This window comes from Streptomyces sp. NPDC056486, from assembly GCF_042795295.1.
In the GTDB taxonomy this organism is placed as follows: domain Bacteria; phylum Actinomycetota; class Actinomycetes; order Streptomycetales; family Streptomycetaceae; genus Streptomyces.
Genome location: NZ_JBHTSF010000038.1, coordinates 54,362 through 65,983, shown reverse-complemented (window position 1 = coordinate 65,983; position 11,622 = coordinate 54,362). Strand labels below are relative to the sequence as shown.

At 69.8% G+C, this 11,622-nt stretch carries 11 protein-coding genes; 6 read left to right on the top strand and 5 right to left on the bottom strand.

Going from position 1 to position 11,622, the window contains the following annotated elements; all coding sequences use genetic code 11:
* Window positions 1-29: 29 nt before the first annotated feature.
* Together ACFQ7F_RS17760 and ACFQ7F_RS17755 are read right to left on the bottom strand one after the other, a co-directional pair.
* Window positions 30-2,990, bottom strand: a complete 2,961-nt coding sequence (locus ACFQ7F_RS17760; RefSeq protein WP_383271269.1) for an FAD-binding and (Fe-S)-binding domain-containing protein — start codon at window positions 2,988-2,990, stop codon at window positions 30-32.
* A 52-nt stretch (window positions 2,991-3,042) separates the two neighbouring features.
* Entirely contained in the window at window positions 3,043-4,209 is a 1,167-nt protein-coding gene (locus ACFQ7F_RS17755; protein WP_383271268.1) for a pyridoxal-phosphate-dependent aminotransferase family protein, read from the bottom strand.
* Between the two features lie 96 nt (window positions 4,210-4,305).
* Between ACFQ7F_RS17755 and ACFQ7F_RS17750 the strand changes: the two genes are divergently transcribed.
* Entirely contained in the window at window positions 4,306-5,085 is a 780-nt protein-coding gene (locus ACFQ7F_RS17750) for an IclR family transcriptional regulator (protein ID WP_383271267.1), read from the top strand.
* A 249-nt stretch (window positions 5,086-5,334) separates the two neighbouring features.
* The gene (locus ACFQ7F_RS17745; protein WP_383271266.1) at window positions 5,335-6,717 is read left to right on the top strand and encodes an SLC13 family permease; all 1,383 of its coding nucleotides are present in this window, start codon (window positions 5,335-5,337) and stop codon (window positions 6,715-6,717) included.
* Window positions 6,718-6,762: 45 nt separating this feature from the next.
* Here ACFQ7F_RS17745 and ACFQ7F_RS17740 read toward each other — a convergent pair whose 3' ends face one another.
* A complete protein-coding gene (locus ACFQ7F_RS17740) occupies window positions 6,763-7,539 on the bottom strand; it encodes a YqjF family protein (RefSeq protein WP_383271265.1) in 777 nt (258 codons plus the stop codon).
* Window positions 7,540-7,713: 174 nt separating this feature from the next.
* Window positions 7,714-8,118 carry a DUF5997 family protein gene (locus tag ACFQ7F_RS17735; RefSeq protein WP_383271264.1) on the bottom strand — a complete coding sequence of 135 codons (405 nt, stop codon included), beginning with the start codon at window positions 8,116-8,118 and terminating at the stop codon, window positions 7,714-7,716.
* Window positions 8,119-8,176: 58 nt separating this feature from the next.
* Between ACFQ7F_RS17735 and ACFQ7F_RS17730 the strand changes: the two genes are divergently transcribed.
* The gene (locus ACFQ7F_RS17730) at window positions 8,177-9,007 is read left to right on the top strand and encodes a LysR substrate-binding domain-containing protein (RefSeq protein WP_383271263.1); all 831 of its coding nucleotides are present in this window, start codon (window positions 8,177-8,179) and stop codon (window positions 9,005-9,007) included.
* A gap of 35 nt (window positions 9,008-9,042) precedes the next feature.
* Here the strand turns inward: ACFQ7F_RS17730 and ACFQ7F_RS17725 are convergent, their stop codons facing one another.
* Window positions 9,043-10,062, bottom strand: coding sequence for a YdcF family protein (locus ACFQ7F_RS17725; RefSeq protein ID WP_383271262.1), 1,020 nt, complete (start codon window positions 10,060-10,062; stop codon window positions 9,043-9,045).
* Between the two features lie 124 nt (window positions 10,063-10,186).
* Here ACFQ7F_RS17725 and ACFQ7F_RS17720 point away from each other — a divergent pair, with 124 nt between their 5' ends.
* The 3 genes from ACFQ7F_RS17720 (at window position 10,187) to ACFQ7F_RS17710 (ending at window position 11,369) form a co-directional block, all read left to right on the top strand.
* Entirely contained in the window at window positions 10,187-10,417 is a 231-nt protein-coding gene (locus tag ACFQ7F_RS17720; RefSeq protein WP_383271261.1) for a hypothetical protein, read from the top strand.
* Between the two features lie 101 nt (window positions 10,418-10,518).
* Window positions 10,519-10,827, top strand: a complete 309-nt coding sequence (locus ACFQ7F_RS17715; RefSeq protein WP_383271260.1) for a hypothetical protein — start codon at window positions 10,519-10,521, stop codon at window positions 10,825-10,827.
* Between the two features lie 188 nt (window positions 10,828-11,015).
* Window positions 11,016-11,369 carry a hypothetical protein gene (locus ACFQ7F_RS17710; RefSeq protein WP_383271259.1) on the top strand — a complete coding sequence of 118 codons (354 nt, stop codon included), beginning with the start codon at window positions 11,016-11,018 and terminating at the stop codon, window positions 11,367-11,369.
* Window positions 11,370-11,622 lie beyond the last annotated feature (253 nt).

Genomic DNA, 11,622 nt, shown 5'->3' with positions numbered 1-11,622 from the left:
GTGCTTGGGTACTGCGGCCGCCCTCACGGTCATGCCGGTTCCACCGCCTCCCACAGCAACTGCACCGGATGCCAGGCATCGCGCTCGGCCCCGTGAAAGATCTGCTGGCGGCACGACACACCCGTGGCGACCACGACCGTGTCGGCGTCCGCCGCCTCGATCGCGGGGAACAGCCGGTCCTCGCCGACCGTCATCGACACCTCGTAGTGCTCCGACTCGAAGCCGAAGGAGCCCGCCATCCCGCAGCACCCGGCGTCCAGTTCGGAAACCGACACCCCCGGGATCCGGTTCAGGAGCGCGACGGTCGCGGCCGTGCCCACCTCTGCCTTCTGGTGGCAGTGACCGTGGTAGAGCAGATTGCGTCCGGCGAGCCAGGAGTCGTCGCGCAGCCGCAGCCGCCCGTCGTCGATGGCCTCCACAAGCAGCTCCTCGACCTGGCGCACCCGGCCGGCGATGTCCTTGACTGCGGTGTCGTCCGGCAGCAGGGCCCGGTGTTCGTCGCGCAGAGTCATCAGGCACGAGGGCTCGCACCCCACGATCGGCGAACCGGGATCGGTCGACTCCTGCAAGGAATGGGCGAGTTGGCGCGCCTTGTTCTTCGCGTTGTCGACCAGACCCTTGGAGAGGCTGGACCTGCCGCAGCAACCCCCGCTCTCCAACCGCACCTGCCACCCCGCCCGTTCGAGCAGCTCGATGGCCGCCTTGCCGATGCCCGGCTCGGTGAACGTGGTGAAAGAGTCGGCGAGATAAGTGACGGTGCCCTGGGTGACCGGATACACGCCGGGCGTACGGCGCCGGAACCAGCGCAGCAGGTTGCGGCGCACGAACACCGGCAGTGGCCGCTGCGGGGCGATGCCGACCACCCGGTCCATGAGCCGGCGCACGGGGGTGATGCGCCCCGGCAGGTTGGACAGCGGGGCGGTCGCCGAACCCAGGCGGTTCAGGAGCCGGATCGCACCGAACAGACGGGTGCGCAGGGGCACTCCGTGCGTGTCGTGGTAGTGCGAGAGGGTCTCGCTCTTGAGGGTGGCCATGTCGACGCCGAGGGGGCATTCGCTCTTGCACGCCTTGCACATCAGGCACAGGTCGAGGATCTCGTGCAGGCGCTCGTCCCCGAGCGCGGCCTGCGGGTCGGGCTCGGACAGCGCCTTGACCAGGGCTCCCGCTCGCCCGCGGGTGGAGTCCTCCTCCTTGCGGGTGGCCATGTACGAGGGGCACATGGCGCCGCTGCCCGACTTGCGGCACAGGCCGATGTTCATGCACCGGTCCGCCGCCGCCCGCATGCCGCCACCGCCCACGACCTCGAAGGAGAGACGGGTGCGCAGCGGCTCGGCGGGCGGCAGCGCCGCGTCGCGCAGGTTCTCCGTCATCGGCGCCGCGTCCACGATCTTTCCGGGGTTGAGGATGCCGTCGGGGTCGAAGAGCCGCTTGACCTGGCGCATCGCCTCGTACAGCTTGTCGCCGAAGATCTCCCGGTTGAACTCGCTGCGCGCGAGTCCGTCGCCGTGCTCGCTGGAGTTCACCCCGCCGTACTCGGCGACCAGATCCTTGACCTCCTCCGCCACGGCCCGCATCCGGCCGACGTCCACCGGGTCGGCGAGGTCGAGGTAGGGCCGGATGTGCAGACAGCCGACCGAGCAGTGACCGTAGAACCCGGCCGTCATGCCGTGCCGGTCGAGGACGCCCTTGAACCTGCGGGTGTACTCGGCGAGATGCACGGGATCGACCGCGGTGTCCTCGACGAAGGCGAGCGGGCGCCGGGTGCCCTCGCTGGCGGCCATCAGCAGGCCGAGCCCCGCCTTGCGGACCTTCAGGAGTGACGACTGCTGGGCCGGGGTGATGGCCTGGAGGGTGTGGTAGCCGTGCCCGTGCCGGGACCACAGCTTGGTGAGCTGCCGCATCCGGTCGAGGAGTTCACCCTCGTCGTCGCCCGTGAAGGAGACAAAGAGCAGGGCTTCGGGTTCACCTTCGAGGAGGTCGCCGAGCGCCGCGTACTCGATCTTGCGCCGGGACAGATCGAGGATCGTACGGTCCATCAGCTCCACGGCGGCCGGATCGCAGGCCAGCGCGTCCTCCGTACCCGCGATGGCTCCCGCCACGGAGGTGAAGTGACCGACGGCGATCACCGTGCGGCCCGGCTTGGGCACCAGATCGACGAGGGCTGTCGTCGCGACGGCGAGCGTTCCTTCCGAGCCGACGACGAACTTGGCGAGGTCGAAGGGCGCGTCCTCGCGGCCGAGACGGTCCAGGCGGTAGCCGCAGGCGCGGCGCCAGTGTTCGGGGAAGCCCTCGGCGATGGCCGCCGCGTTGGCCCGGACGATCTCGGGCAGTTTCCGGTAGAGGGCGCCTTCGAGCGTCAACTGCTCTGCTCGTTGGGCTCGTTCGCCCTCGTCGACCTGGCCGAGGGGCGCCCGGCTCCCGTTCGAGAGCACCACGTCCAGTTCGCGGACATGGTCGATGGTCATGCCGTAGCGGACCGATCCGCTGCCTGCCGAGTTGTTGCCGATCATCCCGCCGATGGTGGCGCGGTTGCTGGTCGAGGTGTCCGGGCCGAACATGAGCCCCCACGGGCTCGCGGCGCGATTGAGCTGGTCCTGTACGACACCGGCCTCGACCAGGGCTGTACCGCTGCCCGGGTCGAGCTCCACGATGCGGTTCATGTGCCGGGACAGATCCAGGACCAGACCGGGCCCCACGGTCTGGCCCGCCAGGCTGGTCCCGGCCCCGCGCGGCACGACGGGCACACGGTGGGCCGCTGCGGCCGCGACCGCGGCGGCGACGTCGTCGGCATGCCGGGGGAAGACCACGCCCATCGGCGTGATGGCGTACATGCTCGCGTCCCGGGCGAACAAGTGCCTGGTGTAGTCGTCGAATTGGACCTCTCCGTCGAGATCCTTGACCAGGTCGTTCTGGAGACCGCGAGCCCGATCCAGGCTTTCGGCGCTCTCGGAGCCTTCATGTATGGGGCTCTCGCCCTCGGTGACGGTCATGCTCGGCAACCTCCTCGGCGGGGTGGGGAGTTCGGCGGGCGCACGGCCGCCGTCACTCTGAGCGCAGGACATCCAGAGCGGCGGTGAGGCCGTTCGGGTCGATGCGTACGCCGGCCAGCTGAAGGCCCATCTGGACCCCGGCGAGCGTGCCCGCGAGCGTCAGATCGTTGAAGTGGCCGAGGTGGCCGATGCGGAAGACGCGTCCGGCGAGTTTGCCGAGGCCCGCCCCCAGAGACATGTCGAACCGCTCGAGGATGATCTCCCGCACCTTGTCGGCGTCCTTGTCCTCGGGCATGAGCACCGCGGTGAGCGAGGACGAGTATTCGCGGTCGTCGGCGCACAACACCTCAAGTCCCCAGCCGCGTACGGCGGAACGGGTGGCCGCCGCATGCCGGTCGTGCCGGGCGAAGACCGCGGGCAGCCCCTCGGCCTCCAGCATCCGCAGCGCTTCGGCCAGGCCGTAGAGGAGGTTGGTGGCGGGGGTGTAAGGGAAGAAGCCGCGCCGGTTTGCCTCGATGATCGGCTGCCAGTCCCAGTAGAACCTGCGCAGCCGCGCGGTGCGGGAGGCGGCGATGGCTTTCTCGCTCACCGCGTTGAAACCGAGTCCCGGCGGGAGCATCAGTCCCTTCTGGGACCCGGCGACGGTGACGTCGACGCCCCATTCGTCGTGCCGGTAGTCGATCGAACCCAGCGAGGAGATGGTGTCGACGAGGAGCAGCGCCGGGTGTCCCGTCGCGTCCATCGCCTGCCTGATCTCGGACACCCTGCTGGTCACACCGGTCGACGTCTCGTTGTGCACCACGCAGACGGCCTTGATCGTACGAGCGCTGTCGGCCGTGAGGTGTTCGGCGACGGCCTCGGGGGACGCGCCGCGGCGCCAGTCGCCGGGCACGAAGTCGACGTAGAGACCGAGGCCGGCGGCCATCTGCTGCCAGAGTGTGGCGAAGTGGCCGGTCTCCACGTGCAGCACCCGGTCCCCGGTGCTGAGTGTGTTGACCAGGGCCGCTTCCCAGGCGCCGGTGCCGGAACCGGGGAAGACGACCACGGGCCCCGAGGTGCCGAAGACCGGTTTCAGGGAGGCGAGCAACTCCGTGGTCAGAGCGGCGAAATCGGGGCCTCGATGGTCGATGGTCGGCGCCGAGATGGCGCGGAGCACCTGGTCGGGGACGTTGGTGGGGCCCGGTATCTGCAGGAAGTGCCGCCCGGGTTGAGAGGTCACTGTGGCCAACTCCCTTGAAGAGCGTGCCGCATTGTGGCACGGTGTGTCGTAAGGTGGCACGGGGAGCGTAGGGCCGACCGCGTGGGGAGTCAACGGATGCAGAGCGTTCTGAACGCACTTCGCGTGCTGGAAGAGGTCGCCGCGCGGCAGCCGATCGGCGTGGCCGACCTGGCCCGCAGCCTGGAGCTGCCCAAGAGTTCGGCGCAGCGTGCCCTGCGCACGCTGCACACGGCGGGCTGGATCCGCCCGGCCGGGGGAGAGGTCACCCGCTGGGTCGTGACCACCAAGGCGTTGCAGGTCGGCCGCCGTGCCGCGGGGGAGTTGAGCCTGCGTGACGTCGCCCTGCCGATCATGGAAGAGTTGCGGCGACGCATCGACGAGACGGTTCATCTGACGGTTCCGGACGGCGACAGGGTGGTCCTCATCGAGCGCCTGGAGACCTCCAAGCCGGTACGGATCATCCTGGCCCTCGGCACCCAGCTGCCCATCCACGCGTCGGCGAACGGCAAGGCGGTTCTCGCGGTGAGCCCGCAGGAAGTGATTGCCCGTCAACTGGGGCTCGGGCTCGAGGGGTTCACGGACTCCACCATCACGGACAAGGAGCGGCTGCTCACCGAGCTCGCGCGGATCAGGGAACGCGGATACGCCACCAACGGAGGGGAATGGCGCGACGACGTGTCCGCCGTCGCTGCCGCCGTGTGGGACGAGTCGGGAACGCCCGTCGCGAGCATCAGCGTCAACATGCCGACGAGCCGGATGACGCGGGAGGCGAGCGCCGAGTTCGGCGCGCTGGTGAGCGAGACTGCGCGGCAGGTCAGCGCGGCGCTGGGGCATTCACGGCAGGGTGACGGGGGTGGCCCGGCAGCCGGGCGCTAGCAAGCTCCGCCCCGCGCAACGACTTCGGGCGTCCCCCTTGACGTTCCGGGAAGCGCGCTCCAATACTCCCCATTGCGAAAGCTAAATTCCGTCAGGCGGAATTGATCATCCCCCTGGGCTCCTTCGGTCCACGGGCGGACGTCCGTGCGCGCCCTCATGCACCGCGCACTCCTCGGTGCCGCGCGCGCACCTCGTCACGCGCCCCGGCACACCGCGACATGACCATCGGCCGACGGCAAGGGAGCCCTCGTGTCAGATCAAGTCATCTCCATCATCGCCCTGGTCCTCGTCTTCGCCATAGCGACCTTCTCCGCCGTTCACCTGGGAGCGCTTGCCCTCGTGGCCGCGTTCATCGTCGGCTCCACCGTGGCGGACGAGTCGACGGACGACCTCTTCTCCGGCTTTCCCGGCGATCTCTTCGTCGTACTGGTCGGCGTCACGCTTCTGTTCGCCGTAGCGAAGAACAACGGCACCGTGGACTGGCTCGTCAACGCGGCGGTGAGAGCGGTGCGGGGCCGCATCGCCCTCATCCCCTGGGTCATGTTCCTCGTCACCGCCGTCCTCACCGCGGTCGGCGCCGTCACCCCGGCGGCAGTCGGCATCGTCGCCCCCATCGGCCTCGGCTTCGCCGCCGCCTACGGCATCAACCCCGTGCTCATGGGGCTGCTCATCGCCAACGGAGCCAGCGCGGGAGGCTTCTCGCCGATCGGCGTGTTCGGCAGCATCACGAACAACGTGGTCGAGCGCAACCACCTGCCGGGCAACCCCGCCCTGCTGTTCACCGCCTCGTTCCTGTTCAACGTGGTGCTCTGCGTCATCGTCTTCTTCGCCTTCGGCGGACGCCGATTGCTCGGGCAACGCGCGGAAACGTACAAAAGCGGAGGCGGAGGCGGCGGGAACGGCAGCGGTGAGCGAGGTGGCGGCGCGGCGCCGCCCGGCGGACAACTGGTCGAGGCGGGCGGAGGACCCGGGCACACCCCCGCTGTCGCGGCCACCACCACACGCACGGCAGCGGAAGAGCAAGAGCCCCTCAGGCTCGACGGGCCGCGCGCGCTCACTCTCGTCGGACTGCTCAGCCTCGTCGCCGGAGCGCTCTTCTTCGACCTCGACGTCGGCCTGATGGCGCTCACCATCACCGTCGTCCTCTCCCTGGTCTCACCGAAGTCGGTCACCGGCGCCGTGGACCGGTGCGCGTGGTCGACCGTGCTCCTTGTTTGCGGCATCGTCACCTACGTGAGCCAGATGGAACGCATGGGCACCATCGACTACCTCGGCAAGCAGGTCGCCTCCATCCAGGCACCCCTCGTCGGCGCCCTGCTGATCTGCCTCATCGGCGCCCTGGTCTCCGCCTTCGCCTCGACCACCGGAATGCTCGGTGCGCTGATCCCGCTGGCCGTGCCCTTCCTGCTCGCCGGCGAGGTGGGAGCCGTCGGACTCATCACGGCCCTGGCCATCTCCGCGTCCGTCGTGGACGCCTCGCCGTTCTCCACCAGCGGAGCACTGGTGACCGCCAACACCCCTGAAGACCAACGCGACTTCGTCTTCCGCCGCCTCATGGCCTGGGGGCTCGGCATCAGCTTGATCGGGCCTCTCGTCACATGGGGCCTGTTCGTCGTGCCCACTTCGCTGTGAGGCCCCACGGGGGTGATGTCGTACGCCGTCGGGGCGCTGCGCCCGTCAGGGGGTCGGGATACCGCCCGGCCGGGCGGGACGCCCGAAACGGACCGGAACACCCGGCGAATACAGCACGCTCGCCGGGTCCCCGACCGGCCGCGGCAGCCCCGCGGCCGCGACCAGATCCTCGTCGCACTCGATCAGCTCGGCCCGGTGCAGCGGCCAGCGCGGATGCACGTTCGGCAGGAACATCTGCCGTCCGAAGAACGTGTTGTGCATGCCCCACCGGGCCGTCAGGAAGTGCTCGAAGTCGGTCGGCTCATCGACCCGCTCACCCACCCTGACGGCGATACGACTGTGCGTGCCGCGCGGCCCCGGCCAACGCCTGGCACTCGTGTACGTGACGGTGTCGCCGCTGTGCCGGATGCTCATCCGCGACCACTGGTACGGCAGCCGGAAGGCGCCGCGCGCGACCGCCACCGGTATCAGGCGCGAGGCGTCAAGGGAGCGGAAGACGACTCCGCGGCGGCCATGGGCGTCCACCGAGTAGAGGCGGACGTTGGTCTCGGGAAACGTACCCAGATAGGGGATGCCGGGCAGCCGGAACCAGCCGACCCGGTGCATGCGGAACGCGACGAGGCCCACGTAGGTCGCCCCGTCGTGGAGGTCGGGAACCGTCCCGGCAGGCAGGAGGGGCGCCACGTCCGCGGGGTCCACGGCCCAGTGAACGAAGGCCAGGTCCAGCCACGACTGGGTGAGCAGCGGATTCTCGGCGGAGGCGGAGACGGAGGTGGGGGGATCGGCGGATATCGGTTCCGGTACGGCGGGGACGATGGCCACGGGATCAGGATCGCAGGCACATCGGCCAGGCCCGTCACGGGGGCGGACATCCGGGCGGGCGACGGGCCCGCGCGCCGCTGACCAGGGAGATCAGGGGCAGCCGCGCACGACTGAGCCCCCGGCTGACCGTGTCGGTGTCCGTCAGGGTCCGGGGGCCCGGGTCTGCGAGCGAGATCAGGAACGCGGCTTGCGGTCCTGCTCGGCCCGTTCCGCGTTCTTCTCCTTGATGCGTACCGTTTCCTTGCGGACCTCGGCCTGCGTGGCGCGCTCCTTCTGCAGCCACTCAGGGTTGTCCGTCTTCAGCGCGTCGATCTGCTCCGTGGTGAGGGCCTCCGTGACCCCGCCACGCGCGAGACCGGCGATGGACACACCGAGCTTCGCCGCGACGACCGGCCGGGGGTGCGGGCCGGTGCGCCGCAGCTCAAGCAGCCACTCGGGCGGCTCGGTCTGCAAGGCGCCCAGCTCGGTGCGCGAGACGACACCCTCCTGGAACTCGGCGGGGGTGGCCTCGAGGTACACACCCAGCTTCTTCGCCGCTGTCGCGGGCTTCATGGTCTGGGTGGTCTGGTGCGACGTCATGGTCACCAGGGTATCGAGCGTGTGAGCTACCGCCGACCACGACCGGTAACCTGGCGGAGTGACAGACTCGCAAGTAACCCCTTCGTTCAGGCTCGCGTATGTCCCGGGGGTGACGCCCACCAAGTGGGTGCGGATCTGGAACGAGCGGCTGCCCGACGTGCCGCTGACCCTCGTCGCGGTGTCCCCGGGCGAGGCGTTCGAGCTCCTGCGCGGCGGCGGCGCCGACGCCGGTTTCGTACGGCTGCCGGTCGACCGGACGGACCTCAGCGCGATCCCTCTCTACACCGAGACGACGGTCGTGGTGATCCCCAAGGACCACGTCGTCGCGGCGGTCGACGAGGTGTCCGCAGAGGACCTGGCCGACGAGATCGTGCTGCACCCTCTCGACGACACCCTCCAGTGGGAGGACCTGAGCCTGCCGGGACAGCCCGCGAACGAGCGCCCCGACACGACGGCGGACGCCATCGAGCTGGTGGCGGCGGGCGTCGGCGTCCTCATCGTTCCCCAGTCGCTCGCCCGCCTGCACCACCGCAAGGACCTCACCTACCGGCCGCTGTCAGAAGCCGCGGAATCACGGATCGCGCTGGCGTGGCCACAGGATGCGACCACAGACCTGGTCGAGGACTTCATCGGGATCGTCCGGGGACGCACCGTCAACAGCTCACGCGGCCGCGCCCAGACTCCCGCTGCCGCCTCCGCCACGGACCAGTCGAAGCGCAAGAGCCCCGACAAGGGCGGCGCCGGGCGCAAACCCTCGGCGGGCAAGCCGACCGGGAAGACGGGGAAGACGGGGAAGCCGACCGGGAAAACCGGCAAGAACGCACGGAGCGGTTCCGGCGGAGCGCCGAAGAGCGGCAAGCGGGGCAAGCCCGGCGGTCGTCGGTCCTAGCCGGTTCTCGCCGTCCGGGGACGGCTGCCGCAGCCTCACCCGACGCCGTTCCGCTGTGCCCACCAGGCGAGCACCCCGCCGAGGACGAGCAACAGACAGATGGCCACGTTGGTCCGCCTGTAGGAGACGAGGATCGCGGTGAACTCGCGGATCGTCGCGGTGGGCCAGAAGTACGCGGCGGTGGGCGAGCCCACCACCTGGCCCGTGATCCCGGTCCGCCGGGCGGTGAGCGCGGCGCGGAAGGCGTGGTAGTTGTTCGTGACGATGACACACCGGTAGTCCGGCGTCGTCTTCTCCATGATCGCCTTGCTGAACCGCAGATTCTCGTCGGTCGTCGTCGAGCGGTCCTCCCGCTCGATCCGGTCGGCGGGGAACCCACGGGCGATCAGGTAGTCGGCCATGGCGTGGGACTCCGGCACGTCCTCGTCCGGCCCTTGGCCCCCCGAGGTGATGAGCACCGGGGAGTCGCCCCGCTCGGCCAGCCGCGCGTGCACCGCCTGCGCCCGCTTGAGGCGGCTTGCCAAGAGAGGCGGCACGGTGGAGCCACCGACGAGCCCCGAGCCGAGTACCACCACGTAGTCGGCCTTGCGGCGCACCCGCAGCCGGCCGTAGAGGAACGCGTAACAGACGAAGCTCAGGAACAGGAACGAGAGATAGGCGGCAAGGCCGCCCGCCGCCGTTCCCACCCCGACCCACACCGGCGTCCGCACGACCACGGCCGTGACCAGCAGCGCCACGACGGTCAGGATGCACAACGCGGCCACCAGGGAGAGCAGGTTGGTGGGGCTCCTGCCCTCCTTGCGCACCATGTGCAGGCCGTTGAGGATCAGGAGACTCGTCAGTACGAGGATGCCGAGTGACCCCACCACCAGCAGCGCCCACGCGACTGCCTGCCCCGATGCCGAGCCGGACCTGACCAGTTGGAACGCCCAGGCCGCGAGACCGCAGAGCCCGGCGAGCCCCAGGATCACGGCGTTGCTGAACTTCCTGCGCTCGCGCGCCACACGCACGCAGAAGACGAGGAAGAGGAGTACCGCGGGGGCGTAGACCAACATCCGCACAGCGTAGGCGTCGTGCGCCCCTGCCACGCCCCCCTCGAACCGGATTCGGAGGCGTCCGCCGTAGTGATCTCCGGTGTCAGGCCGTGCCCTTTCCGGGGGACGGGGAGTTGACCCCGGTATGAAGAAGCGAAGCGTACTGGCCGTCGTCACTTTCGCCGCCGGGGCTGTCATCGCCGCGATCAGCCCGCCCCCGGGAGCGGACACCGCGGACACGGCGGGGCCCGTTCACACCGCCGGGGCGCTGGACGAGCTCGGCGACGTCGAGCAGTGGACCGACAGCACCCCGTCGAAGCCTGCCGCCGAACAAGGTGTGGTCGCCCCTGACATCTCCAGTACCCAGAGGCTCTGAGACGACGGACGCGGGGCCGGGACGTACGCGTCCCGGCCCCGCCTGCTGCCCCACGCTCCAAGGGAACACGTGGAGCACTCACCCCTACTTGGAGGACCCACATGTCCCGTGCCCGACAAGCGCGCAAGAGCGCGGCGCGACTCGCGGTCGTGCTGACACTGAGCCTGCTGACTCTCCCGATGCTCGGCGGCAGTGCCGCGGCCGGCGGAACCTGCTTCGCCACGCACGCCGATTCGCCGATCTATGCCGGGGACAACCCGTGGACCGAGATCGTCGGCTATCTCGATCCGGGCATCCCGGTGAACGGCACCCGCCAGGGCGCGGACGCCCTGTGGCGGGTCTCGCGCACCGACAACGGCCAGCAGCTCGGATACATGCGGTCCGCCGACCTCCGCTGCGAAGCCGGCTGACGGCGCATCACGACGGATCACGACGGTTCGTGGCGGGCTCGCCGCACTCCGGGCCCGCTGCACTCCGGGCCCGCCGGACCGCACCCACGCCTCCAACTGAACGCCGTGGCCCGCGCGCTTGCCGTGCCGGTATCGTCCACCTCTTGACCAGCCGCTTCTGCGGCCTCCGACTCAGAGGTGGATTTCTCATGACCAGCCGGCCCGCGACGACGACCCTGTGGCGACCGACCGGTCCCAAGGAGCTGGAGCTTGTCCGGGAGTTGAACTGGCGGGCCTGGCCGCCCCGGCTGCCCGAGCAGCCGATCTTCTACCCGGTCCTCAACGAGGACTACGCGATCAAGATCGCCAGAGACTGGAACGTGAAGCACGACGGCGCCGGCCACGTCACACGCTTCGAGGTCGACTCCGAGTTCCTGCGCCGATACCCCGTCCAGCAGGCGGGTGGCCGGACGATCCTAGAGCTGTGGGTTCCGGCCGAGGAGCTCGACGACTTCAACGCCCACATCGTCGGCGAGATTCAGCTGGTCCACACGTTCCGGTGAAAGGCGCAGGCCTTGAGGCATGCGGGCCCTCTGAGGGGGAGGGTGCAGGCCCTCTGAGAGGCCCTAGCCCCTTGTGAGACAGCCGGAAGTCCCAGCTGCGTCCGCGAACTCTGGGAGAGCGCTCTCCCGAGCTGCATCTTGCATGCGCCTGGCCGAGACGTCAACGCCCCAGAGTCGACTCTTCACGTCGCCGCCGAACCGCGCCGAGCAGTGGTCGGAGCGGTCGAAGCCGCGATGTCCAGCTCTCAATGCC

Bases quoted from the DNA above. Each gene is read 5' to 3' on its own strand.
- ACFQ7F_RS17760 (WP_383271269.1), bottom strand. From the start codon at position 2,990: ATGACCGTCACCGAGGGCGAGAGCCCCATACATGAAGGCTCCGAGAGC.
- ACFQ7F_RS17750 (WP_383271267.1), top strand. From the start codon at position 4,306: ATGCAGAGCGTTCTGAACGCACTTCGCGTGCTGGAAGAGGTCGCCGCG.
- ACFQ7F_RS17735 (WP_383271264.1), bottom strand. From the start codon at position 8,118: ATGACGTCGCACCAGACCACCCAGACCATGAAGCCCGCGACAGCGGCG.
- ACFQ7F_RS17725 (WP_383271262.1), bottom strand. From the start codon at position 10,062: ATGTTGGTCTACGCCCCCGCGGTACTCCTCTTCCTCGTCTTCTGCGTG.
- ACFQ7F_RS17720 (WP_383271261.1), top strand. From the start codon at position 10,187: ATGAAGAAGCGAAGCGTACTGGCCGTCGTCACTTTCGCCGCCGGGGCT.
- ACFQ7F_RS17715 (WP_383271260.1), top strand. From the start codon at position 10,519: ATGTCCCGTGCCCGACAAGCGCGCAAGAGCGCGGCGCGACTCGCGGTC.
- ACFQ7F_RS17710 (WP_383271259.1), top strand. From the start codon at position 11,016: ATGACCAGCCGGCCCGCGACGACGACCCTGTGGCGACCGACCGGTCCC.